The organism is Pseudomonas sp. AKS31 (genome assembly GCF_023634765.1).
Lineage (GTDB): Bacteria > Pseudomonadota > Gammaproteobacteria > Pseudomonadales > Pseudomonadaceae > Aquipseudomonas.
Genome location: NZ_JAMLFX010000001.1, coordinates 176,343 through 202,642, shown reverse-complemented (window position 1 = coordinate 202,642; position 26,300 = coordinate 176,343). Strand labels below are relative to the sequence as shown.

The following is a 26,300-nucleotide window of genomic DNA, read 5'->3' as shown; positions in this document are numbered from 1 at the left end:
ACCACTTCGACGTGCTCGGCCAGCGGCGGGGTGAAACCCGGCGAGGTCGAGCCGTAGACGGCGACCAATGGACGGTTCAGCGCAGCGGCAACGTGCATCAGGCCGGAGTCGTTGGAGACCACCGAGTCGGCGCAGGACATCAGGTCGATGGCCTCGGCCAACGAGGTGCCGCCGCTGAGGTTGACCGATTCTTCACGCAGACCAGGAATCAGTCGAGCGCGGATATCTTCACCGACCGCGTGATCGTTCTTCGAACCGAACAGCCACACCTGCCAGCCTTCGCGAATACGTGCTTCGGCGACTTTGGCGTAGTGCTCGGACGGCCAGCGCTTGGATTCGCCAAACTCGGCACCGGGGCACAGCGCCAACACCGGGCGGTCGAGGCTCAGGCCGAACTTGGCCAGTGCCGCTTCGCGGGTCACCGGGTCAATTTGCAGGCTCGGACGCGGATACGGCTTCGGCAATTCGGTGTTGGCTTCATAGGCCAAGGCCATGAAACGCTCGATCATCAGCGGATAGCGTTCTTTGTCGAGGGTGCGCACATCGTTGAGCAGGCCGTAGCGGAATTCGCCGCGCCAGCCGGTGCGTTTCGGGATGCCGGCGAAAAACGGCACCAGCGCCGATTTCAGCGAGTTGGGCAGCAGGATCGCCTGATCGTACTGACCGCGCAGGGATTTGCCGATGCGCCGACGCGTCGCCAGTTCCAGCGCGCCGTGGCCGAGCGGGAAGCTCAAGGCCTTGCGCACTTCGGGCATGCGCTCAAGGATCGGCCGGCTCCATTCAGGGGCCAGCACGTCGATTTCGCATTGCGGGTGGCGCTGCTTGAGACACTGAAACAGTGTCTGCGCCATCACCATGTCACCGACCCAACTGGGCCCAACGATCAGAATATTCATGTGGTTTCCATAAACGAACCGGGGAGGCATTTACGCCTCCCCGCCTCGAGAATTCTACAAACACTGTAGATCTACTGTGGGAGCGGACTTGCCCGCGATGGGGTCTTCACATTCAACATTATTGTCGTCTGATACTCCGCTATCGCTGGCAAGCCAGCTCCCACAGGGTTTTGCATCTGTTTCAACATCTGCATTTCAGCGCAGATTACTGTGGGAGCGAGCCTGCTCGCGAAGGGGCCGACACATTCAACATTGACGTTGACTGACACTCCGCATTCACGAGCAGGCTCGCTCCCACCTCTTGAATCTCATTGCCTTCATTGGCTTGTTTCAGCTTAGCCCCATCTCTTTCCATATCCGCAAAACCTGCCGGCGTTCGTCGGCAAACTGGTCGCCCGGTATCACCCCGGCGTCCTTCTGCAAGGCCTGCCGGTGAGCGGCGGAGCGGTAGGCTTTATAGGCCTCGCGCAGCAGGCTGGCATCTTCGGCAGGCATCAGCCCTTCGTGTTCCAGCTCCTCCAGAATGCGGATGTTATCGGTCCAGCGCAGCAGTGGCGGGTGGCTTTGCGACCACGCCAAAGCCGCGTATTGCACCATAAATTCAATATCGACGATACCTCCGGCGTCCTGCTTGAGGTCGAAGGGCGCCGTGGCGTCGAAGGCATTTGCCGCCGTACCGGCCGCAGTACTCTTGGTGCCGAGGTTATCGCGCATCTTCGCGCGCATCTCACTGACTTCCTGTTGCAACTTGGCCAGATCGCGCGCCTTGCCCAACACCTGCGCGCGGACTTTCTCGAACGCCTGGCCGACATCCTGACTGCCAACCAGCACCCGCGCCCGCACCAACGCCTGATGCTCCCACGTCCAGGCTTCATTTTCCTGATAGCGCGCAAATGCCCCCAGCGAACTGACCAACAGCCCCGAAGCACCGGATGGCCGCAGACGCATGTCCACTTCATAGAGCTGACCGGAGTTGGTCTGCGCCGTCAGCAAGTGAATGATCCGCTGCCCCAAGCGCGTGAAGAACTGCGCGCCATCAATCGACTTCGGCCCGTCGGTTTCCGCCTGCGGATCGCCGTCGTGGATAAACACCAGGTCCAGATCCGAACCATGCCCCAGTTCCAGGCCGCCGACTTTGCCATAACCGACAATGATGAAGCCGGGATCGCACAAGGTGCCGTCGGTGCGCAGCGGCGTGCCGTACTTGGCCACGGTCTGGCGCCAGGCCAGGGCCAGCACTTGTTCAAGAATCGCCTCGGCCAGCCAGGTCAGGTAATCGCTGACTTTCATCAGCGGCAGGCTGCCGGCAATTTCCGAAGCGGCGACGCGCAAGCGGTGCGCCAGTTTGAAATGGCGCAGGGCTTCCATTTGTTGCTCGAGGTCGTCTTCGGGAATCCGCGTCAGCCGCTCGCGCAATTCAGCCGCCAATTCCGGCGCCAGCGGCGGCTTGAACAGGCGACCTTCGTTCAGCAATTCGTCGAGCAACAGCGGGAAGCGGGTGATCTGCTCAGCGATCCACGGGCTCGCTGCGCACAAGGTCAGCAGGCGCCGCAGGGCGCCGGGGTTTTCCGTCAGCAAGACCAGATAAGCCGAACGCCGGGCCACCGCTTCAACCAGCGGCAGCACGCGCTCAAGCACCAGATCCGGGTTGGCGTGTTCCACAGCCTGAGCGAGCAGACGCGGGATAAAAGCATCGAGCCGCTCCCGTCCCAACCGCTGCATCGCCCGCAGTTGCGGACTGCTGCGCAATCCGGCCAGCGCTTTCAGGGCTTTGCTGGCATCGGCGAAACCACCCTCCTCCAACTGCCGGCACGCGGCCTCTTCGTCCTGCGCCTCTTCCCACAGCGGTAGCCATTCGCCGCCGACCACCACTTCGCTTTCGGCGCCTTCATCTTCATCGGGATCGGCAATCACTTGGGCGAAGTGCCAAGCCACGCGACCGCGCCAGAACATCAGTTTTTCGTGGAAGCTGTCCCAGTCAGCGAAGCCGAGCATAAAGGCAATGCGCGCCTGATCCTGCGTGCCATCCGGCAGCATCTGGGTCTGACGGTCGGCAATCGCCTGAATCGCGTGCTCGGTGTAACGCAGAAATTCGTAGCCCTCGCGCAATTCGCTGATCACCGCCGGCGGCAGATAACCCTGCCCTTCCAGCGTGCTCAGCACCTTTAATAGAGGACGCTGTTGCAGGCTCAGATCGCGGCCACCGTGGATCAGCTGGAAAGCCTGCGCGATAAACTCGACCTCGCGGATACCGCCAGAGCCGAGTTTGATGTTGTCAGCCATGCCCTTGCGCCGCACTTCCTGCTGGATCAGCTGCTTCATGGTGCGCAGCGCTTCGATCGCCGAGAAGTCCAGGTAACGTCGGTAAACGAACGGCCGCAGCATGTCGAGCAACTGCGCGCCCGCGACCTGATCGCCGGCCACCACCCGCGCCTTGATCATCGCGTAGCGTTCCCAGTCACGGCCCTGATCCTGGTAATACTGCTCCAGCGCATTGAAACTCAATACCAGCGCGCCGGACGAACCGTACGGGCGCAGGCGCATATCGACACGGAACACAAAACCGTCGACCGTCATCGGATCGAGCGCCTTGATCAAGCGCTGGCCGAGCCGGATGAAGAATTCCTGATTATCCAGCGAGCGCTTGACGCCAACGGTCTCGCCACCCTCGGGGTAGGCGAAGATCAGGTCGATGTCCGAAGACAGGTTCAACTCGACCGCGCCGAGCTTGCCCATGCCGAGGATGACCATCTGCTGCGCCAGACCGCTGCGGCGGCCGGTCGGCGTGCCGAATTGTTCGCAATGGCGGCTGTACAACCATTGGTAGGCCTGGTCGATGGTGGCGTCGGCCATGTCCGAGAGATCCCGGCAGGTCTGCACCAGATCGGCCTCGCGGGTGAGGTCGCGCCAGATGATACGCACTTGGTGGCGGGCGCGCTGGCGACGCAAGGCGCGACCGAGTTCATCCTCGCTCTGCGCGGCGTTCACGGCGGCCGCAATCTGCGCACACAATTCACCCGGCGCGAACGGCCGATCAAGTTCGCCGGACTGCACCAGCGACAACAACATCAAAGGGTCACGAACGCTCTGTTCAATGACAAACTCGCTGGCGGCGGTGACGCGGGCGAACTGCGCCCAGCGTTCTGGCGTCCAGGTCGAGAAGCCGTGATCGTCTTCCAGCGCGGCGACAGCCGTACGGAACGACTGCTCGGATCGAGTGACCAACGGCAGGAGAATGGCGGGCAGTTCGGCAAGCACGGGCAGGGTCATGGTCTATCCTTGATCGGCGTGTAAATGGCCGCTTGTAGTGTTTGGTGAAAAGCCGCTACCCGAAGGACTGTCGAACAAAAGTTAGAAATAGCTGAAATTTCTTTCTCGTTGGCAGCGAACATCAAAGTTTCACCTTTTTCGGATGGTAAAAGACCAACCTTAACGATTATTCTCACAACGCAGCCGGAGGCCACAAGCCATTCTTCTGTAGTTTTACTACTCGTCTATACATTCGAAAGGCTGAAATGCCGGAAGATTTGTAGTAAAACTACACGCCGCCGGAACAACCTATCGGCAATCCAAGAATTTTAAATCGTCTGCCCACAAGGCCAGTCGCAAACTCAGGCAACCGATTCTGGAAGCCTTTCCGCCCTGGAGCAAGCCATGCAAGACCTCGATCCCGTCGAAACCCAGGAATGGCTGGACGCCCTGGAATCGGTTCTCGACAAAGAAGGCGAAGACCGTGCTCACTATCTGATGACCCGTATGGGCGAACTCGCGACCCGCAGCGGCTCGCAGCTCCCTTACGCCATCACCACGCCTTACCGCAACACCATCCCGGTAACCCACGAAGCACGCATGCCTGGCGACCTGTTCATGGAACGCCGCATTCGCTCGCTGGTACGCTGGAACGCGATGGCCATGGTAATGCGTACGAACCTGAAAGATTCTGACCTGGGTGGTCACATCTCCAGCTTCGCTTCCAGTGCGACCCTGTATGACATCGGCTTCAACTACTTCTTCCAGGCCCCGACCGACGAACACGGCGGCGACCTGATCTACTTCCAGGGCCACACTTCGCCAGGCGTTTACGCCCGTGCGTTCATGGAAGGCCGCATCACCGAAGACCAGATGAACAACTTCCGCCAGGAAGTCGACGGTCAGGGCCTGTCGTCCTACCCGCACCCTTGGCTGATGCCTGACTTCTGGCAGTTCCCGACCGTATCGATGGGTCTGGGTCCGATCCAGGCGATCTACCAGGCACGCTTCATGAAGTACCTGGAACACCGCGGTTTCATTCAGCCGGGCAAACAGAAAGTCTGGTGCTTCCTGGGCGACGGCGAGTGCGACGAGCCGGAATCCCTGGGCGCGATCTCCCTGGCCGGCCGCGAGAAGCTGGACAACCTGATCTTCGTCATCAACTGCAACCTGCAGCGCCTCGACGGCCCGGTTCGCGGCAACGGCAAGATCATCCAGGAGCTCGAAGGCGTGTTCCGCGGTGCGCAGTGGAACGTGACCAAAGTCATCTGGGGCCGTTTCTGGGACCCGTTGCTGGCCAAAGACGTCGACGGCATCCTGCAACGCCGCATGGACGAAGTCATCGACGGCGAGTACCAGAACTACAAAGCCAAAGACGGCGCGTTCGTGCGTGAGCACTTCTTCAACACGCCTGAACTCAAGGCAATGGTTGCCGATCTGTCCGACGACGAGATCTGGAAACTCAACCGTGGCGGCCACGACCCGTACAAGGTCTACGCGGCGTACCACGAAGCGGTCAACCACAAAGAACAACCAACCGTCATCCTCGCCAAGACCATCAAAGGTTATGGCACCGGTGCCGGCGAAGCGAAGAACACCGCGCACAACACCAAGAAAGTCGACGTCGACAGCCTGAAGTTGTTCCGCGATCGTTTCGACATTCCGGTCAAGGACGAAGAGCTGGAGAACCTGCCGTTCTTCAAGCCGGAGCCAAACAGCGCCGAAGCCCGCTACCTCAGCGAGCGTCGTGCAGCCCTGGGCGGTTTCGTGCCTCAACGTCGCGCACAGAGCTTCAGCGTACCGACTCCGGATCTGGACACCCTCAAAGCCATCCTCGATGGTTCCGGCGACCGTGAAATTTCCACCACCATGGCCTTCGTGCGGATCCTCGCGCAACTGGTCAAGGACAAGGAAATCGGCCCGCGCATCGTCCCGATCATCCCGGACGAAGCCCGTACCTTCGGTATGGAAGGCATGTTCCGTCAGCTCGGCATCTACTCGTCCGTTGGCCAGCTCTACGAGCCAGTCGATAAAGACCAGGTGATGTTCTACAAGGAAGACCAGAAAGGTCAGATCCTTGAAGAAGGCATCAACGAAGCAGGCGCCATGAGCTCCTTCATCGCTGCCGGTACTTCGTATTCGAGCCACAACCAGCCAATGCTGCCGTTCTACATCTTCTACTCGATGTTCGGCTTCCAGCGTATTGGCGACCTGGCCTGGGCTGCCGGCGACAGCCGCACCCGTGGCTTCCTGATCGGCGGCACCGCCGGCCGTACCACCCTGAACGGTGAGGGTCTGCAACACGAAGACGGTCACAGCCACCTGCTGGCCGCGACCATCCCGAACTGCCGCACCTACGATCCAACCTACGGCTATGAGCTGGCGGTGATCATTCAGGACGGCATGAAGAAGATGACCGAAGAGCAACAGGACATCTTCTATTACATCACCGTGATGAACGAGTCGTACCAGCAGCCAGCCATGCCGGCCGGTGCCGAAGAAGGCATCAAGAAAGGCATGTACCTGCTCGAAGAAGACACCCGCGATGCGGCGCACCACGTCCAGCTGATGGGCTCCGGCACCATCCTGCGTGAAGTCCGTGAAGCGGCGAAGATTCTGCGTGAAGAGTTCAACGTCGGCGCTGACGTGTGGAGCGTTACCAGCTTCAACGAACTGCGTCGCGACGGCCTGGCCGTAGAGCGCAGCAACCGTCTCAAGCCTGGCCAGAAGCCTAAGCTGAGCTATGTCGAAGAGTGCCTGAACGGCCGTAAAGGTCCGGTCATCGCCTCTACCGACTACATGAAACTGTTCGCCGAGCAGATCCGTCAGTGGGTACCGTCCAAGGAATTCAAAGTCCTGGGCACCGACGGTTTCGGCCGCAGCGACAGCCGCAAGAAACTGCGTCATTTCTTCGAAGTCGACCGTCATTTCGTGGTGTTGGCAGCCCTGGAAGCACTGGCTGACCGTGGTGATATCGAACCTAAAGTCGTGGCTGAGGCCATCGTCAAGTTCGGCATCGACCCGGAAAAACGCAACCCACTGGACTGCTGAGGAGACATTTTGTGAGCGAACTCATTCGCGTACCTGACATCGGCAGCGGTGAAGGTGAAGTAATTGAACTGTTTGTGAAGGTCGGCGACCGTATCGAAGCCGACCAGAGCATCCTGACCCTGGAATCGGACAAGGCCAGCATGGAAGTGCCGGCCCCGAAAGCCGGCGTCATCAAAAGCCTGAAAGTGAAGCTGGGCGATCGTCTGAAAGAAGGCGACGAACTGCTCGAGCTGGAAGTCGAGGGCGCCGCTGAAGCGGCCCCTGCTCCTGCCGCTGCGCCTGCTGCAAAAGCTGAAGCCAAACCGGCTGCCGCTCCTGCTGCCGCTGCTCCAGCCGCTGCCCCTGCTGCCGCTTCGGTTCAGCAGGTGCACGTGCCGGACATCGGTTCGTCGGGCAAGGCGCAGATCATCGAGATCCAGGTCAAGGTCGGCGACACCGTCGAAGCTGATCAATCTTTGATCACTCTGGAATCGGACAAGGCGAGCATGGAAATCCCGTCGCCTGCCGCTGGCGTGGTCAAGGCCATCAGCGTCAAGCTCAATGACGAAGTCGGCACTGGCGACCTGATTCTGGATCTGGAAGTGGCGGGTGCTGCGGCCCCTGCGGCTGCCGCTCCGGCCCAGGCTGCTGCACCGACCGCTGCCGCTGCGCCTGCTCCGGCAGCCGCGCCAGCAGCTCCGGTTGCCGACAGCGTTCAGGACATCCACGTTCCGGACATCGGCTCGGCTGGCAAAGCCAAGATCATCGAAGTGTTGGTCAAGGCGGGCGATACCGTTGAAGCCGACCAGTCGCTGATCACTCTGGAATCCGACAAGGCAAGCATGGAAATCCCATCGCCTGCCGCTGGCGTGGTGGAAAGCGTTTCCATCAAGCTGGATGACGAAGTCGGTACCGGCGACCTGATCCTCAAGCTGAAAGTCAAAGGCGCGGCCCCTGCTGCTGCCCCGGCTCCAGCTGCCGCAGCTCCGAGCGCTCCGGCACCTGCCGCTGCTGCTCCGGCTGCCGCTGCACCTGCTGCCGCTCCAGCCGCCCCGGCCAAGCCCGGCGCGAAGGTTCACGCCGGCCCAGCCGTGCGTCAACTGGCCCGCGAGTTCGGCGTCGAGCTGAACGCTGTCGGCGCCAGCGGCCCGCACGGCCGTATCCTCAAAGAAGACGTGCAGACTTACGTCAAAGCGATGATGCAGAAGGCCAAGGAAGCACCGGCCGCTGCAGCGGGCGCAACCGGTGGCGCGGGCATCCCGCCGATCCCGGTCGTCGACTTCAGCCGTTTCGGCGAAATCGAAGAAGTGCCGATGACTCGCCTGATGCAGATCGGCGCGTCGAGCCTGCACCGCAGCTGGCTGAACATCCCGCACGTGACTCAGTTCGATTCGGCTGATATCACCGAGCTGGAAGCCTTCCGCGTCTCGCAGAAAGCCGTTGCAGAGAAGGCCGGCGTCAAGCTGACCATCCTGCCGCTGCTGCTCAAGTCGTGCGCGCACATGCTCAAGGAGCTGCCGGACTTCAACAGTTCGCTGGCGCCAAGCGGCAAGGCGATCATCCGCAAGAAATACGTGAACATCGGCTTCGCCGTCGACACCCCGGATGGCCTGCTGGTACCGGTCATCAAGAACGTCGACCAGAAGAGCCTGTTGCAACTGGCAGCCGAAGCCGCTGCGCTGGCCGCCAAAGCCCGCGACAAGAAGCTCACCGCTGACGACATGCAGGGCGCTTGCTTCACCATTTCCAGCCTCGGCCACATTGGCGGCACCGGCTTCACGCCGATCGTCAACGCGCCGGAAGTGGCGATCCTCGGTGTTTCCAAGGCAACCATCCAGCCAGTCTGGGACGGCAAAGCCTTCCAGCCGAAACTGATGCTGCCGCTGTCGCTGTCCTACGATCACCGTGTGATCAACGGCGCCGCCGCCGCACGCTTCACCCAGCGTCTGGGCAGCCTGCTGGCGGACATCCGCACGATCCTGCTGTAACTCGATCGGCCCTCCGGCAACGGAGGGCCGATTGCTGCACCCTTTCGAGCGCCACACGCTCGTACCTCAACCCCGTCAGTCTGGCGGGGCTTTTTTTTGCCTGAAAAAACCCTCTGGTCTTTTTTCCCACATGTTGCGCTGATATCGGCCACAAGCCTGGTCGACTTGGCACCGATCTTTTTTATTCGACAGGCAACTAACCTAGGCGCATACAGCTTAACTAAGCAAACTTCGAAATTTTATATTTATCCAAACTCACTCGAATGGATTCGACATGTTAAAACCAACTATTGGCCCGATCGTCGGCCACGTTACAACTAATCACGCACGCATATTCATGCGTGGCGACCGGCACAACAATGCACTGGTGTTTTCCGCGATACGTTATCGTGCATCCGGCACACAACAATGGTCGAAAGGCAACTTCGCGCGCCTGAGCGAATTACGCGATATGTCGCAAGTATTCGCCCTCAACAACTTGAGCACTGACACCGAGTATGAATATCAGGCCGGCTGGTTCAGCCCGATGAGTCCGGTGCATACGGCGGACAGCGTTGCCGAACTGCCGTTGCAATGGCCGCGGGAAATTTACCGCCTGCGCACCCGTTCCAGCAAAGTCATGCAGCCTAGGGCCTATATCGTTGGCTCGTGCCGCTATCTGCGCATGACCGCCGGTATCGCCTCCCTGCCGCAATTGGGCGACCGAATCTTTGCATCCATCAATCAGGTGATTGAAGGCATACAACCACCGATCAGTGCGGTATTGATGACCGGCGATCAAATCTACGTCGACGATTTGAATCTGCTTGCACCAGATCGCGAATACAAAGACATCCTGAACAAGTACCGCGCGGCTTTTTCCCAGCCCAATATAAAACGACTGATGTCTGGCACTTCGACTTACATGATTCTCGACGATCATGAAATCGAAGATAACTGGCCGGCCAATGCCAGCAAATCCGACGGTGATTTATATCGTAACGCCATGGCTGCTTATGAGCTGTATCAGGCCAGTCACAGCCCGGTACATCCGCTGACAACTAACGGAGATATAGATCACGCAACACTCGAGCATTACTGGTATCAATTCAGCGATGGCGATATCGAATGGTTTGTCACCGACAGTCGCACCCGCCGCAACTTGTCCGCCAATGACCGACGCATCCTCGACGAAGCGCAGGAACAGGCCTTGCTCAAATGGCTGAGCCATAGCAAAGCGCGGGTCAAATTCGTGGTCACCAGTGTGATGTTCTATCCCGATCGCAAACTTCACGGCGATGACGCCTGGAAAGCCTTTCCCGAGCAGCGCCTGCGCCTGCTGGAAACCATTCGCACCCGGCGGATCAAGAACGTCGTGTTCATCTCCGGGGACGTGCACGGCTCGCTGACCGCGCGTTTGACCCACAGCGAAGACCCGGACTTCGAAGTCCACACAGTGGTGTCCTCACCGCTGTGCAACAGCAAACTGCTGCCCTATGCCAAAGCGTCGACGTTCATGCTCGATCGACCGCTGGCGCGCACGGCGGCGGGCGATTATCGGCATGAACTGACCAGCACGGTGGTGAGTGAAGACAACTTCGCCCATGTGGTGGTCGAGGCTGATCAGATTGTGGTCAATTACCATGATCGGGATGGGAAACGGCTGCAGTCGATTGGCCTGAAATTGCGTTGAATGCTGAAAAGATCGCAGCCTGCGGCAGCTCCTACACAGAGTGCATCCCCCTGTGGGAGCTGGCGCAGGCCGCGATCTTTTGCTCTTTTCCGACAGACGCTGGAGAAATGCCCGATGCGGCCGACATATTCTTATAGCACTTGGCCTTCATGTCTCTTGTCAGTCAGTGCCGCAATGATGCAACCTTGCCGCAGGCAACAGTAAAGAGGGCGAGAGCCCGGCGCGTTCAGCATATTTCCAAGCGAGTTCCCTTCATGAAGAGCCAACCCGATGCTGCCAGCCGTATGGCGGCCGAGGTAGTGACGCAGTTGCCTGTGCCCTCGCGGCTCGGCATGCTGCGTTTCGAGCGCTTGAATGAAGCCAGTTGGGCCATGCTGTTTCTCGATCCCAACTGTGAACGCCAGTTCGGCCAACCGGCCGTTGAACTCTGCGCGCTGGTCGGTTCACCCTACGCCAGCCTGATGGAGCCCGAAGCGCGCTATCAACTGCACGATGCGATCCAGCAACAACTGACCGTCAGCCCGCATTATCTGGTGCGCTACACCCTGCACACGGCGGCCGGTGCACTGAGCATGCTGGAACTGGGCGAAGCCTACAAACAACACAACCGTCATCTGCTGCGCGGCTATCTGCTGGCGGTTGATCAGGTCTTCGACGAAGCACCACCCGCCCCTTCCGTCGACCTCGAAACCCAGAACTCGCGCCTGCAAATCGCCCTTGAACTCAATCAACGCGCCCAGCAGGAGCAACTGCAGCATCTTGAGCGAGTGCGCGCCCAGCAGGATCTGATCCTGTTGCTGGCCCGTCAACGCTACAGCAGCCACAACTCGCTGCAGGAAGCCGCCGAACTGATCACCCGCTGCGCCTGCGACATCTATGAAATCGACTGCGCCAGCCTGTGGAACCTCGAAGGCCAGCAGTTGGTGCCGATCTCCGCGTACCACCGCGCAACCCAGGAATACATCCTGCCGGACGTGATCGACATCAGCAGTTTCCCGGATTACATGGAGGCCCTGCACGGCAGTCGCGCCATCGATGCACACAACGCGATGCGCGACCCGCGCACCCGTGAAATGGCCGAAGCCCTGCGCCCGCGCGACGTCAACGCCATGCTCGACGCCAGTATTCGCGTCGATGGCCAAGTAGTCGGCGTACTGTGCCTGGAGCAGACCGGCGTCACCCGCGCCTGGCAGTCCGACGAAATCGCTTTTGCCGGCGAGCTGGCCGATCAGTTCGCGCAAGTCATCAACAACCACAACCGCCGCACTGCCACCAGCGCCCTGCACCTGTTCCAGCGTGCAGTCGAGCAAAGCGCCAACGCGTTTTTGCTGGTCAATTGCGACGGCGTGGTCGAATACGTCAACCCGAGCTTCACCGCGATCACCCAGTACACCACCGAAGAAGTCCACGGCCAGCGTCTGTCCGAGCTGCCGGCGCTGGAAAACCTCAGCGAGCTGCTGTTCGACGCGCCCTCGGCGCTGGCCAAGAGCAACAGTTGGCAGGGTGAATTCAAGAGCCGGCGCAAGAACCTCGAACCGTACTGGGGCCAGTTGTCGATCTCCAAGGTGTACGGCGACAACCGCGAACTGACGCACTACATCGGCATCTACGAAGACATCACCCAGACCAAACTGGCGCAGCAGCGCATCGAGCGCCTGGCCTACACCGACAACCTGACCAACCTCGGTAACCGCCCGGCGTTTATCCGCAATCTGGACGAACGCTTCGCCCGCGACAGCGATACGCCGATCAGCCTGTTGCTGGTGGACATCGACAACTTCAAGCGGATCAACGACAGCCTCGGTCACCAGACCGGCGACAAACTGCTGATCAGTCTGGCCCGGCGCCTGCGCAACAGCCTCAGCCCGAGCGGCAGCCTCGCGCGGTTTGCCAGCAACGAGTTTGCCGTGTTGCTCGACGATACTGATCTTGCCACCGGCCAGCAGATCGCCAACCAATTGCTGGCGACCCTCGACAAGCCAATGTTCGTCGACAACCAGTTGATCAGCGTCACCGGCTCGGTCGGCCTGGCGTGCGCGCCGCTGCACGGTCGCGACCCGCAAACGCTGATGCGCAACGCCGGTCTGGCGCTGCACAAAGCCAAAGCCAACGGCAAACATCAGGTGCAAGTCTTCACCGAAGCACTGAACGCCGAGGCCAGTTACAAACTGTTCGTCGAGAACAACCTGCGCCGCGCCCTGACGCAGAACGAGCTGGACGTGTTCTACCAGCCCAAGCTGTGCCTGCGCAGCGGACGCTTGCTGGGCATGGAAGCGCTGTTACGCTGGAATCACCCGGAACGCGGCATGATCCGCCCGGACCAGTTCATCAGCGTCGCCGAAGAAACCGGCCTGATCATTCCGATCGGCAAGTGGATTGCCCGCCAGGCCTGCCGCATGAGCAAAGCGCTGACCGCCGCCGGCATGGGCAATCTACAGGTGGCGATCAACCTCTCGCCGAAACAGTTCTCCGACCCGGATCTGGTCGCCTCCATCGCCAACATCCTCAAGGAAGAAGCGCTGCCGGCCAATCTGCTCGAACTGGAACTGACCGAAGGCCTGCTGCTGGAAGCCACCGAAGACACGCACTTGCAGCTCGATCAACTCAAGCGTCTCGGGCTGACCCTGGCCATGGACGACTTCGGTACCGGTTACTCGTCGCTGAGCTACCTGAAGAAATTCCCGATCGACATCATCAAGATCGATCGCAGCTTCATCCACGAAATCCCCGACAACCAGGACGACATGGAAATCACCTCGGCGGTGATCGCCATGGCGCACAACCTGAAACTCAAGGTTGTGGCTGAAGGCATCGAAACTGCCGAGCAACTGGCGTTCCTGCGTCGACACCGTTGCGACGTCGGCCAGGGATACCTGTTCGACCGGCCGATCCCGGGCGGCGAGCTGATCCAGGCCCTCAAACGCTACCCGCGCGGCCCGCTCTGCCTCTAACCCCGCTACCCCATTCTCGCCATAACATGCCGCCCCCTGTAGGAGCTGCCGAAGGCTGCGATCTTTTGATCTGGTTTTTAAAAAGCAAAATCAAAAGATCGCAGCCTTCGGCAGCTCCTACATTGGGTAGTGATTAACTCGGCATCATTCGGCACACTGGCGGTCTGACTTTTTACATCCAACCTGACTGAGAGGAACGATCATGGTTCTGCGCTCGGAAATTCTGGTGAACAAAAACGTGCTCCCGACCAAAGAACAAGCTCTGCCCGGCCGCGAAACCGCGATGACCCTGCCTGAAAAGCACTTCGTCTTCGAAGAAACCCCACTGCTTGGCCCGTTTTTCCAGGACGTCGACTTTGCGATCTTCGGTCTGGGCTGCTTCTGGGGCGCCGAGCGCCGCTTCTGGCAGCGTGAAGGCGTGGTCAGCACGGTCGTCGGTTATGCCGGTGGCTTCACGCCGAATCCGACCTACGAAGAAGTCTGCTCGGGCCTGACCGGCCACGCGGAAGTGGTGCTGGTGGTGTATGACAAGGCCAAAGTCAGCTACGAAGAACTGCTGGCGATGTTCTGGGAACTGCACAACCCTACGCAGGGCATGCGCCAGGGCAATGACATCGGCACCCAGTACCGCTCGGTGATCTACGCGACCTCGCCTGAGCATCTGGATGCAGCGCTGAAAAGCAAAGCTGTGTATCAGGCGGAACTGTCGAAGGCCGGCCTGGATGAAATCAGCACCGAGATCGAACAGGCGCCGACCGTGTACTTCGCCGAGGCGTATCACCAGCAGTATCTGGCGAAGAACCCTGAGGGTTACTGCGGGATTGGCGGCACCGGCGTGTGCATGCCAGCGAGCCTGGCGGGTAATTAAACCCTGAAAGCAAAAGATCGCAGCCTTCGGCAGCTCCTACAGGAGATCAGTGATCGTCCGCACATTGGTGGACGACGCCGAACCGTGTAGGAGCTGCCGCAGGCTGCGATCTTTTGATCTTGCCGTTGATCAGCTCTCGGCAATCAACCAATCCATCTGCCAGCCACCCTGAGTCTGCCCAAGCTTTTTGGACAACCACGGCAGCAGCTCACGCAATTCCTCTTCCAGACCCCACGGCGGATTGGCAATCGCCATGCCCGAACCGTTCAGGCTGTTCGGCGTATCCAGCGGGTGCACCAGCAGTTCCACACGCAGCAACTTCGGCGCACCGGTGCCGGCCAGATCCTGATAGAATCGCCGCAACGCACGCTGATCCTTCACCGGATACCAGATCGCCGCCACGGTTTGACGCATGCGGCCAATCGCTTCTTTCAACGACGCCGCGCAACGCTGCATCTCGTCGAGCTGCTCGAACGGCGGATCAATCAGCATCACCGCGCGTTTCTCCTGCACCGGCAGCATCGCTCGTGCAACGTGCCAGCCCTCGCCGAGATGAACTTTGACCCGACGATCACCGGCCATGTTGTCCTTGAGCAGCACGCCGTCTTCAGGGTGCTTCTCGTTGAGCATCACCCGATCCTGCGGGCGGGTCAGACGCCGCGCCAGCTCCGGCGAACCTGGGTAATAGCGCAACTGGCCGTCCGGGTTCATCTCGTGCAGCACCTTCATGTAGTCGGCGGTCAGCGCCGGCAGATCCGGCTGATCCCACAAGCGCGCGATGCCTTCCAGGTATTCGCCGGTGCGATTGGCCTGATCGCCCTGCAAGTCATACAGACCGATGCCGGCGTGCGTGTCGAGATAGGCAAACGGCTGTTCCTTGCGCGACATCAGGGCGATGAGGCGGGTCAAGGTCAGGTGTTTGAACACATCGGCGTGATTGCCGGCATGGAAGGCGTGACGATAATTCATGATTGCTCCTGCGAAGGGCGCAAAGTTTACCTTTTACCGGGCGGCAAGTCAGGGGTTGGCGGCTGAGCGGACAAAAGCCTTTCCCTCACCCTAACCCTCTCCCGGAGGGAGAGGGGACTGAAGGTGGTGATCTTGCGGGTTACATCGACCTGAAAGATCAGCGTGATCTCAGGCTTGGCCAAGCGAAGATCAGCGCGGAAGTCGCAGGTCGGCGCACATCACCCAGGCACCTCGGTCAGTCCCCCGAAAGAACACCACCCTCCAGGCTTGGCCAAGCCAAGTTCACCGCTTAAGTCGCAAGCCGGCGTAGATCACCCAGACAACTCGGTCAGTCCCCTCTCCCTCTGGGAGAGGGCTAGGGTGAGGGGCTTTGCTTTTATGGCGTTAAACTGGCTAACCATGAACGACAGGAAGTCAAAACTCATGCGATATCTGATCATCTGTTTACTCAGCCTTCTTAGCCCATACCTCGCCCTTGCCGACGAAACCCACATTGAACAGGCACGCCAGACACTAAAGAACTACGGCCTGAGCCACTGCATTCTGAAGCCATTCAAAGAACGCTCCGCGCTGGAAAAAGACATTGCACTGTCCGCCAATGCCTATTCGTTCATGGGCAAAGGCATGCATACCATTCTGCAAAATGAAGACACGCTGCAGGTGCTGCACGATCCCTATGAAGAAACCCGAAACTACGTGTTGACGGCTTACGAGCAGACACCTTCAAACAGCAAATACTCGAATGAAAAAGTAGTGTTTCCTGGGTGCCTGCAGGTCTACAACTCCGAAGCGTTCAACAGTTTTATCAAAACTCAGGATGCGTACATTTCCGACCGACGCGTTGATCTCCATTAACGTCAAAAGATCGCAGCCTTCGGCAGCTCCTACAAGGTAAACACCAATCCCGTGTAGGAGCTGCCGAAGGCTGCGATCTTTTGATCTTTTTCAGGCGGGCATGCTGCGCAGGCGCCTGCCGATGACATCGAGCACATCGCAGCCGTCACGCAGAGGGATCACGCAGAGCTGGGCGAAGTCGCTGAGGATGACGGAGTCGCATTCGACCGAGCCGCGCATGCACATGTTTTCCAGCACCTGGATCACGGCGCGCAGACGATGGTTGGCGGCGTCCATAAGGATGTCGAGGGGCACGTGGGTGTCGATGAACAGCGTAGGCATGTCGCTGCAATTGCCGGTCAGGGCCATGAAGCGGTTGTCGGGATGGGGGATGATTTTTTCGTAGGGTGGATCGGGTGTGAGCGTTTTCATTTTTGAACCTCTGGTAGTGAAATGAGCTTCCACCATCGCCCTCCTACGGGTTTGGGTGGCAGCCGTACGCGGGGTAGGAGTACCGAGACCAGAGAACTCGGCCACGCCGAAGCGTGCCCGCGCATAGCCGCCGCAAATGATCTTACGGACGCACGTAGACTGCCGCAAATCGGGCAACGACGTTTATGCACTCTTCTAGTCTCAAGGCTCCTACACCCTGTCGCCGCATCTGCGGTGACCTTTTAAGACTATCCCTGCAACCCACCGCCCACCAGTTCATGAAAACCGCCGCAACTCGAAGGAAACGTCCGAAGCCTTCGCCCCGAAAACTCACTCCGACTCTGCCAGCAAAAACGCCAGCAACGCCGATTGCGACGAATCTTCCGACATTGAAACCTGAAAATACCGCCTCACTTTGCAGCGCAAAACCACCTCGGGAAATGCCTCGAACAATGCCGGATGCTCCTCGCTCAGCCACTGCACAGCGTTGCCTACGCGGACTTCATCCCCCGCCGAAGCCAACACCGAGTCAGGCACCGTCCACCAAGGAAACACACGCCCCGAAACCTGCGCCCGCCCCCCGATTTCCAAGGCCTGACCATTGATCAGTCCGCGTGAAATCACCGGCAACAGCTGCGCCGCCTCCACGGCTTCGGATTGCAGGATCGGTAACAAAAACCGCCCATCCCAAAAACGGAAAAACACCGCTTTGCCACCCGGCATCAGCACTTGGGTCAGGCTGCGAAAGTGCGCCACCACCTCTTCAAGACTCGCCGAAGACACCGCCAACCATCCCCAATCCTGCGACTCGGTGCTGGCGACCCAATGCAGAAACTCACTGTCGGCGGCGACAATTCCCACGTGAGGCATCACCGCATCCCACTCGGCATAGATCGTCTCGGCCCAGACTGGACTGGCCGCTTCTGACCAAGCCTTGAACGGCTTCGCCTCGCTGGCATTGCTGAACACCGCGAACAATTGCTCGGATGCACTCAACGGTTCGCGCGCCAGCCAATCAGCAGGCAAAAGAAAATCAGGCTGCACAGAGACCGTCCTTGCAACGCTCACACTCTTCGCAGAATGGCGCATCACCCTTGAAGCTCATGATTTGTGCGGCGGTGAGCATGGCTGCCGGCGCGGCGGCGAGTTTCTCCGGCAATCCCGGCGCCACTGGTGCGGCACTCATCGCCGCCATCGGCGCGCCGCCCACGACAATCGGCACGCTGCTGAAAATGCCGCCGGGGCCGATGTTGATCCACTGCCCACCGGCCTGAATCGTCGCACTCGCGCCGCCATCGATGACCACTTGCTGACCGGCGCTGACGTGGAACTGCTGGCTGGCACTGGTTGCCTGATTGGCCACCTTGATATGTCGGCTGCCGATCACGCTCAGATGGTCGTCCTGCTTCACTTCGGTCTGGCGCTGACCGTGAGTGATGCGCTGCTCATCGGCCTTCAACTCATGCCGAGCAGTCCCGGTGACGACGATGCTGCGCTGGTTGTCGACCTGCACCTGTTGATCATTCAACACATGCTGCGTCCAGTTGCGTTGAGCACGCAGGTAGATTTCTTCGGCGCCTTTGCGATCCTCGATGCGCAGTTCGTTGTAGCCGCCACCGCCGGGGCTGCTCTGGCTGCGGAAAATGCTGCGGGTCTTGTCCGCTGGCAAGTCCAGCGGGATCGGTGTCGCGGCGTTGGGCAGGCAGCCCACGACCAGCGGTTTATCGGCATCGGCATCGATGAAGCCGACCAGCACTTCCATGCCTACTCGCGGAATCAACACGCTGCCGTAACGGTCGTGCGCCCAGTTAGTGGCAACGCGCAGCCAGCAACTGGAATGCTCGTTCAATTCACCGTCGCGATCCCAGGCCAGTTGCACCTTGACCCGGCCGTACTCGTCACAGTGGATTTCCGTGTCTTTCGGCCCGGTCACAACCGCCGGTTGATAGCCGAGCATACGTGGTTTTTCCAGCCCCATTGCCGGACGGAAAAACACGTCCCACGGCGTGGCAACAAAGGTATTACGGTAACCCTGAAATCCCTCGCCATCGCTGGTCACCGATTCCTCCAGCACTTGCGGCTGACGGCCATGATGCTCGAGGGCGGTCAGCAGCCACAGGTCATTCCAGTCGTGGCGCGGATGCTCGGTCAGTTGCAGGAAATGCCCGCAAACCAGTGCGGATTGGTCGCTGATGCCCTCGGCCTGACGGTAATCGGCGACATGTCGCTCGAGTGCCCGCTGAGCGAGATGCTTGCCAGTTTCCCGATCGTTGAATTGGCCGGGAAAGTGATAGTCCTCGAGCACCGGGCGCTGCTCGCCGTCGACTCGGCTTTGCAATTGCAGCCGCGGTTTTTCGAAGTTGTAATCGCGCCGGGTGACCACGCTGGTGCGGGTTTCCACGCGCACATTGAAACGCTGAATCGCCGGCGCACCAGCAGACATGCCACTGCCCGGCAGATACACCGTCGACTCGGCCAGACGCGGGAACACGGTCTGATCATCGCCGAAGACCAACAGGTGACCTTGCGGGCTGTGCTGAAAGTGGTAATGAATGCCGACCTCGGCACACAGGCGCTGGATAAAGGCCAGATCGCTCTCGGCGTACTGCACGCAATACTCACGTACCGGGTATTCGCTGCCGAGGCGAAATTCAAAGGCATCACGCAGAATCGAATGATCCTTGAGCACTCGCGCGACAATTTGCGGCACCGTCAGATGCTGGAAGATCCGCTGATTGATCCGTTGCCCGAGGTAGGTCAGACGCGGGACCAGGCTTAAGTGATAACGCGTCAGACGTTTCCCGGAATCACCCTGCCCGACCTGATAAATCTGACCGTGGATACCGGAACCCTGAGCATCCAGACTCAGAAAAGCCTGACAGTGCAGCAGGCTTTCGAGGTCCAGATCCGGCCGTTCGCTGACCAGTTCCAGCTCGAAACGAAAGGGTTGGCTGATGGCTTCCTTGCCCGTGAACTCAAGGACTTTGAGGTCATGCTGGGCGCCTTCGAGGGTCAACGTGAAACGCGGTTGATTGGCAGGCGCGAACATCCGATGTCTCTCTGCAGAATGAAGGGCGGGCGATTCTGCATGAGGGGCAAGGGGTGAAGAATGGGGGACGGGAAAATCAGATTTGCCCTACTTTCATTGATGAAAAACCCTGCAAAAAGCAGCGCCTTCAACTACAGACAAATCCTACAATCCCACCACGGATCCCTGTGGGAGCTGGCTTGCCAGCGATGAGGTCGGCACATTCAACCTATTCGCTGACTGACACACCGCTATCGCTGGCAAGCCAGCTCCCACAGGTTTCTTCAGGGTTGGCAAGAAATCACAGGCACAAAAAAACGGCCCGTCTCCTGTAGGAAACGGGCCGTTTTCGGGTGAGCATCAGCTCAGAACAATTACTTGTTCAGGTGGAAATCTTTTTCCGCCGCTTCGAAGCGCTGCACCATGCCTTTGGTCGGCTCGCCCATTTTGCTGACGATGTAGATGGCCAGGCTGGCGAAGATAAAGCCCGGGATGATTTCGTACAGACCCAGCAGTTCGAAATGCTTCCAGACCACCACGGTGATCGCGCCGACCAGGATACCGGCCAGTGCGCCGTTGCGGGTCATGTCTTTCCAGACCACCGAGATCAGCACAACCGGACCGAACGCAGCACCGAAACCGGCCCAGGCGTAGGACACCAGGCCCAGTACGCGGTTTTCCGGGTTGGCGGCCAGGGCGATCGCGATCAGTGCAACCAACAGCACCATGGCGCGACCGACCCAGACCAGTTCAACCTGGGAAGCGGATTTACGCAGGAAGGTTTTGTAGAAGTCTTCGGTCAGGGCACTCGAGCACACCAGCAACTGGCAGCTCAGGGTGCTCATCACTGCAGCCAGGATGGCCGACAGCAACACACCGGCAATCCATGGGTTGAAGAGGATCTTGGCCAGTTCGATGAACACACGCTCGTGGTTTTCGGTCACGGGACCGGCCACTTCCGGGTGCGCCGAGAAGTAAGCGATACCGAAGAAGCCCACCGCCACGGTGCCGCCCAGGCACAGGATCATCCAGGTCATGGAAATGCGACGCGCCTTGGCGATCGACTTCACCGAATCCGCCGCCATGAAACGCGCGAGGATGTGCGGCTGACCGAAGTAGCCCAGACCCCAGCCCATCAGCGAGATGATGCCGATGAAGGTAGTGCCTTTAAGCATGTCGAAGTTGCTTGGATCTTGAGCTTCGATGGCCAGGAACGTGGTGTCGACGCCGCCAGTGGCCAGCAGCACGATGATCGGCGTCAGGATCAGGGCGAAAATCATCAGCGTGGCTTGTACGGTGTCGGTCCAGCTCACCGCGAGGAAACCACCGATAAAGGTGTAGGCGATGGTCGCCGCAGCACCGGCCCACAGCGCCGTCTCGTAGGACATGCCGAAGGTGCTTTCGAACAGACGTGCACCGGCGACGATGCCGGAAGCGCAGTAGATGGTGAAGAACACCAGAATCACGATCGCCGAGATGATCCGCAGCAGACCGCTTTTGTCTTCAAAACGGCTGGCGAAGTAGTCCGGCAGGGTCAGGGCGTCGCCGTTGTGCTCGGTCTGCACGCGCAGACGGCCGGCAACGAACAGCCAGTTCAGGTAGGCACCGATGACCAGACCGATGGCGATCCAGCTTTCGGACAGACCGGACATATAGATGGCGCCCGGCAGGCCCATCAACAACCAGCCGCTCATGTCGGACGCACCGGCGGACAGCGCGGTGACGACGCTGCCGAGGCTGCGACCACCGAGAATATAGTCAGAAAGGTTGTTGGTGGAGCGATAGGCCATCAAGCCGATCAGCACCATTGCTGCGATGTAGATCACGAACGTGATCAGGGTTGGATTGCTTACGCTCATTGAGTTACGCCCTGGCTTTGTTTTTATGTAGCGGCGGTGATGAACCGCACGCAAACGACGACGTTTGGCAGACGATCCGGGATCCCGCGCATTTAGGACTGATGTTTCCCCAGGAAAGCCATCAGCCGGCACACCGGGTTATTCCCGGTTGCACCTAGGGCGCGAATGCTATGCAACAAATCAAATAAGGTGCAACCAGTTTCGTGAGAATAAGTTGCACCCAGTCGGATTTATCGACAAACACCCCGTTTTTGCTCCCTTTTGTGGCAGTCACGCCCCTTTGCTAGAAGCAAAAGCACCAAGCAGGAGCGGTACTTTCGTACCGGAAAATAATTCCTGACGAGCTGCGTATTATTCCGACAAAAAAAGGGTTGCACCCGGTTGCACCTCTTTCAGCGCACGGCTAATCTTGCCGCCAGCTGATGCCACGCAACTGTGGCAACCATGAGGATAAAAATATGGCTACCACCACCCTTGGGGTCAAACTTGATGACCCGACCCGCGAGCGCCTGAAGGCGGCCGCGACCTCGATTGATCGCACACCGCACTGGCTGATCAAGCAGGCAATTTTCAATTACCTGGAAAAACTCGAGGGTGGTGCAACCCTGACCGAGCTGAACGGTTTGACCGCCAAGGACGCCGATGAGGCGGGCGAAGTCCACACCGATCACGCCCACCAGTGCTTCCTCGAATTCGCCGAAAGCATCCTCCCGCAGTCCGTTCTGCGCGCTTCGATCACCGCCGCTTACCGTCGCCCTGAGCCGGAAGTCGTGCCGATGCTGATCGAGCAGGCTCGCCTGCCGGCACCGATGGCTGAAGCCACCAACAAACTCGCCGCTTCCATTGCGGAAAAACTGCGTAACCAGAAAAGTGCTGGCGGTCGTGCAGGCATTGTTCAGGGTCTGCTGCAGGAATTTTCCCTGTCGTCCCAGGAAGGCGTAGCCCTGATGTGCCTGGCCGAAGCGCTGCTGCGTATCCCGGACAAAGGCACTCGCGACGCACTGATCCGCGACAAGATCAGCACCGGCAACTGGCATCCGCATTTGGGCAACAGCCCGTCGCTGTTCGTCAACGCCGCCACCTGGGGCCTGCTGCTGACCGGCAAACTGGTCTCGACGCACAACGAAGCCGGCCTGACTTCTTCGCTGAGCCGCATCATCGGCAAGAGCGGCGAGCCGATGATCCGCAAAGGCGTCGACATGGCCATGCGCCTGATGGGCGAGCAGTTCGTCACCGGCGAGACCATCGCCGAAGCGCTGGCCAACGCGAGCAAGTTCGAAGCCAAGGGCTTCCGTTACTCCTACGACATGCTCGGTGAAGCGGCCCTGACCGAGCACGACGCGCAGAAGTACCTGGCGTCGTACGAACAAGCCATTCACTCGATCGGCAAAGCCTCCCACGGCCGTGGGATTTATGAAGGCCCGGGCATTTCCATCAAGCTGTCTGCATTGCACCCGCGTTACAGCCGTGCGCAGTACGAGCGCGTGATGGACGAGCTGTACCCGCGCCTGCTGTCGCTGACCCTGTTGGCCAAGCAATACGACATCGGCCTGAACATCGACGCCGAAGAGGCCGACCGTCTCGAACTGTCGCTGGATCTGCTGGAGCGCCTGTGTTTTGAGCCGCAACTGACCGGCTGGAACGGCATCGGTTTCGTCATCCAGGCTTACCAGAAGCGTTGCCCGTACGTGATCGACTATGTGATTGATCTGGCACGTCGCAGCCGTCATCGCCTGATGATCCGTCTGGTGAAAGGCGCGTACTGGGACAGCGAAATCAAGCGTGCCCAGGTCGAAGGTCTGGAAGGCTATCCGGTGTACACCCGCAAGGTGTACACCGACGTTTCCTACATCGCTTGCGCACGCAAACTGCTGTCGGTGCCGGAAGTCATCTACCCGCAATTCGCCACGCACAACGCCCACACCCTGTCGGCCATTTACCACATTGCTGGTCAGAACTATTACCCGGGCCAGTACGAATTCCAGTGCCTGCACGGTATGGGCGAACCGCTTTACGAGCAGGTTGTCGGCAAAGTTTCCGAAGGCAAGCTGAACCGTCCGTGCCGCGTGTACGCACCGGTCGGCACCCACGAAACCCTGCTGGCGTACCTCGTACGTCGCTTGCTGGAAAACGGCGCGAACACCTCGTTCGTCAACCGCATCGCCGACCAGTCGATTTCGATTCAGGAACTGGTGGCCGATCCGGTGGCGCAGATCGAGCAGATGGCGACCGTGGAAGGTGGTTTCGGCCTGCCGCACCCGCGCATTCCGCTGCCGCGTGATCTGTACGGTGCCGAGCGCGCCAACTCCAGCGGCATCGACATGGCCAACGAACATCGTCTGGCTTCGCTGTCCTGCGCCTTGCTTGCCACTGCGCACAACGACTGGAAAGCCGCGCCGATGCTCGGTTGCGCCTCCAGCAACGAAACGCCGGCAGCCGTTCTGAACCCTGCCGATCACCGTGATGTGGTCGGTCATGTTCAAGAAGCCACCGTCGAAGACGTCGACAACGCCATTCAGTGCGCCTTGAATGCAGCGCCAATCTGGCAGGCCACCCCGCCGGCCGAACGTGCCGCGATTCTGGAGCGTGCCGCTGACTTGATGGAAGGCGAAATCCAGCCGTTGATGGGCCTGCTGGCTCGCGAAGCGGGCAAGACCTTCGCCAACGCCATCGCCGAAGTCCGCGAAGCCGTGGACTTCCTGCGCTACTACGCGGTGCAGGCTCGCAACGATTTCAGCAACGACGCCCACCGCCCACTGGGCCCGGTGGTGTGCATCAGCCCGTGGAACTTCCCGCTGGCGATCTTCAGTGGCCAGGTCGCTGCCGCACTGGCTGCCGGTAACCCGGTACTAGCCAAACCGGCCGAACAAACCCCGCTGGTGGCTGCTCAGGCTGTGCGCCTGATGCTTGAGGCCGGCATCCCGGAAGGCGTGCTGCAACTGCTGCCGGGTCGCGGCGAAACCGTCGGCGCTGGTCTGGTTGGCGATGAGCGCGTCAAAGGTGTGATGTTCACCGGTTCGACCGAAGTTGCGCGTCTGCTGCAACGCAACATTGCCGGTCGCCTCGACAATCAGGGCCGCCCGATTCCGCTGATCGCCGAAACCGGTGGCCAGAACGCGATGATCGTCGACTCCTCGGCACTGACCGAACAAGTGGTGATCGACGTGGTGTCCTCGGCCTTCGACAGCGCCGGCCAGCGCTGCTCGGCGCTGCGGGTACTGTGCCTGCAGGAAGACTCTGCTGATCGCGTCATCGAAATGCTTAAAGGTGCGATGGCTGAAAGCCGTCTCGGCAACCCGGAGCGTTTGTCCGTGGACATTGGCCCGGTGATTGACGCCGAAGCCAAGGCTGGCATCGACAAGCACATCCAGGGCATGCGCGACAAAGGTCGCAACGTCTACCAGGTCGCTATCGCCGACACCGAAGAAGTCAAACGCGGCACCTTCGTCATGCCGACGCTGATCGAACTGGAAAGCTTCGACGAGCTGCAACGCGAGATCTTCGGTCCGGTGCTGCACGTGGTGCGCTACAAGCGCAAGGAAATCGATCAACTGATCGGCCAGATCAACGCTTCCGGTTATGGCCTGACGCTGGGCGTGCACACGCGCATCGACGAGACCATCGCCAAGGTGATCGACAACGTCAATGCCGGTAACGTCTACGTTAACCGTAACATCGTCGGTGCCGTGGTCGGCGTGCAGCCATTCGGCGGCGAAGGCCTGTCGGGTACAGGTCCGAAAGCCGGTGGCCCGCTGTATCTCTACCGCTTGCTGTCGACGCGTCCTGCCGACGCCATCGAACAATCCTTCGCTCGCGGTGATGCTGCCGTAGCGCCGGACGTTCGTCTGCGCGACGCCATGAGCAAACCGCTGACCGCGCTGAAAGCCTGGGCTGACAGCAACAAGTACGCCGACCTGAGCACCCTCTGCGTGCAGTACGCTGCGCAATCGCAGAGCGGCATCACCCGCGTACTGGCCGGCCCGACCGGTGAGAAAAACAGCTACGCGATCCTGCCGCGTGAGCACGTGCTGTGCCTGGCAGAAGTCGAAGGTGATCTGCTGACGCAATTGGCAGCGGTACTGGCGGTAGGCGGTTCGGCGGTATGGCCGGAGTCCGACATCAGCAAGGCACTGTTCGCACGCCTGCCGAAGGACATTCAGGCGCGGATCAAACTGGTTGCTGACTGGAACAAGGATGAGGTGGTGTTTGATGCGGTTCTGCATCATGGCCATTCCGACCAGCTGCGCGGCGTTTGCCAGCAGATCGCCAAGCGTGCCGGCGCGATCGTTGGCGTTCAGGGCTTGTCCCAGGGCGAGACCAACATTGCGCTGGAGCGTCTGGTGATTGAGCGGGCGTTGAGTGTTAACACGGCTGCGGCGGGTGGTAATGCGAGCTTGATGACGATCGGTTAAACCGCTGTAACTCCAGGCGACCGCAATGGTCGCCTGGAATCACTCCTACAGAAGATCAAAAGATCGCAGCCTTCGGCAGCTCCTACACCGTCCCATGTAGGAGCTGCCGAAG

Annotated in this window: 13 protein-coding genes and 1 pseudogene; 7 read left to right on the top strand and 7 right to left on the bottom strand. The window is 59.9% G+C overall.

Going from position 1 to position 26,300, the window contains the following annotated elements; genetic code table 11:
• Together waaF and glnE are read right to left on the bottom strand one after the other, a co-directional pair.
• Nucleotides 1-896: pseudogene (gene waaF, locus M9827_RS00865) on the bottom strand (lipopolysaccharide heptosyltransferase II); the annotation flags it as partial.
• Nucleotides 897-1,226: 330 nt separating this feature from the next.
• Nucleotides 1,227-4,166, bottom strand: a complete 2,940-nt coding sequence (gene glnE, locus M9827_RS00860) for a bifunctional [glutamate--ammonia ligase]-adenylyl-L-tyrosine phosphorylase/[glutamate--ammonia-ligase] adenylyltransferase (protein ID WP_250602882.1) — start codon at nt 4,164-4,166, stop codon at nt 1,227-1,229.
• 384 nt (nt 4,167-4,550) lie between these two features.
• Between glnE and aceE the strand changes: the two genes are divergently transcribed.
• The 5 genes from aceE (at nt 4,551) to msrA (ending at nt 14,654) form a co-directional block, all read left to right on the top strand.
• A complete protein-coding gene (gene aceE, locus M9827_RS00855; RefSeq protein WP_123448340.1) occupies nt 4,551-7,196 on the top strand; it encodes a pyruvate dehydrogenase (acetyl-transferring), homodimeric type in 2,646 nt (881 codons plus the stop codon).
• A gap of 11 nt (nt 7,197-7,207) precedes the next feature.
• Nucleotides 7,208-9,163 carry a dihydrolipoyllysine-residue acetyltransferase gene (aceF, locus tag M9827_RS00850; RefSeq protein ID WP_250602881.1) on the top strand — a complete coding sequence of 652 codons (1,956 nt, stop codon included), beginning with the start codon at nt 7,208-7,210 and terminating at the stop codon, nt 9,161-9,163.
• Between the two features lie 274 nt (nt 9,164-9,437).
• Nucleotides 9,438-10,835 (top strand): alkaline phosphatase D family protein, encoded by a 1,398-nt coding sequence (locus M9827_RS00845; RefSeq protein ID WP_250602880.1) that lies wholly within the window; start codon nt 9,438-9,440, stop codon nt 10,833-10,835.
• Between the two features lie 254 nt (nt 10,836-11,089).
• Nucleotides 11,090-13,786, top strand: a complete 2,697-nt coding sequence (locus M9827_RS00840) for a putative bifunctional diguanylate cyclase/phosphodiesterase (protein ID WP_250602879.1) — start codon at nt 11,090-11,092, stop codon at nt 13,784-13,786.
• 202 nt (nt 13,787-13,988) lie between these two features.
• Nucleotides 13,989-14,654 carry a peptide-methionine (S)-S-oxide reductase MsrA gene (gene msrA / locus M9827_RS00835; RefSeq protein WP_250602878.1) on the top strand — a complete coding sequence of 222 codons (666 nt, stop codon included), beginning with the start codon at nt 13,989-13,991 and terminating at the stop codon, nt 14,652-14,654.
• A gap of 129 nt (nt 14,655-14,783) precedes the next feature.
• On the opposite strand, the gene M9827_RS00830 is transcribed toward msrA, so the two are convergent.
• The gene (locus M9827_RS00830) at nt 14,784-15,623 is read right to left on the bottom strand and encodes a 23S rRNA (adenine(2030)-N(6))-methyltransferase RlmJ (protein ID WP_007915674.1); all 840 of its coding nucleotides are present in this window, start codon (nt 15,621-15,623) and stop codon (nt 14,784-14,786) included.
• A 423-nt stretch (nt 15,624-16,046) separates the two neighbouring features.
• Here M9827_RS00830 and M9827_RS00825 point away from each other — a divergent pair, with 423 nt between their 5' ends.
• Nucleotides 16,047-16,478 carry a T6SS amidase immunity protein Tai4 family protein gene (locus M9827_RS00825; RefSeq protein WP_250602877.1) on the top strand — a complete coding sequence of 144 codons (432 nt, stop codon included), beginning with the start codon at nt 16,047-16,049 and terminating at the stop codon, nt 16,476-16,478.
• 90 nt (nt 16,479-16,568) lie between these two features.
• On the opposite strand, the gene M9827_RS00820 is transcribed toward M9827_RS00825, so the two are convergent.
• The 4 genes from M9827_RS00820 to putP form a co-directional block, all read right to left on the bottom strand.
• Entirely contained in the window at nt 16,569-16,889 is a 321-nt protein-coding gene (locus M9827_RS00820; RefSeq protein ID WP_038360201.1) for a hypothetical protein, read from the bottom strand.
• 330 nt (nt 16,890-17,219) lie between these two features.
• Nucleotides 17,220-17,933 (bottom strand): DUF4123 domain-containing protein, encoded by a 714-nt coding sequence (locus M9827_RS00815; protein WP_250602876.1) that lies wholly within the window; start codon nt 17,931-17,933, stop codon nt 17,220-17,222.
• The gene (locus M9827_RS00810) at nt 17,923-19,938 is read right to left on the bottom strand and encodes a type VI secretion system Vgr family protein (RefSeq protein ID WP_250602875.1); all 2,016 of its coding nucleotides are present in this window, start codon (nt 19,936-19,938) and stop codon (nt 17,923-17,925) included. The genes M9827_RS00815 and M9827_RS00810 overlap by 11 nt, the downstream gene beginning before the upstream one ends.
• Nucleotides 19,939-20,291: 353 nt before the next feature.
• Nucleotides 20,292-21,776, bottom strand: coding sequence for a sodium/proline symporter PutP (putP, locus tag M9827_RS00805; RefSeq protein ID WP_123448331.1), 1,485 nt, complete (start codon nt 21,774-21,776; stop codon nt 20,292-20,294).
• Between the two features lie 458 nt (nt 21,777-22,234).
• Between putP and putA the strand changes: the two genes are divergently transcribed.
• Nucleotides 22,235-26,188, top strand: coding sequence for a trifunctional transcriptional regulator/proline dehydrogenase/L-glutamate gamma-semialdehyde dehydrogenase (gene putA, locus M9827_RS00800; protein ID WP_250602874.1), 3,954 nt, complete (start codon nt 22,235-22,237; stop codon nt 26,186-26,188).
• Nucleotides 26,189-26,300: the final 112 nt, after the last annotated feature.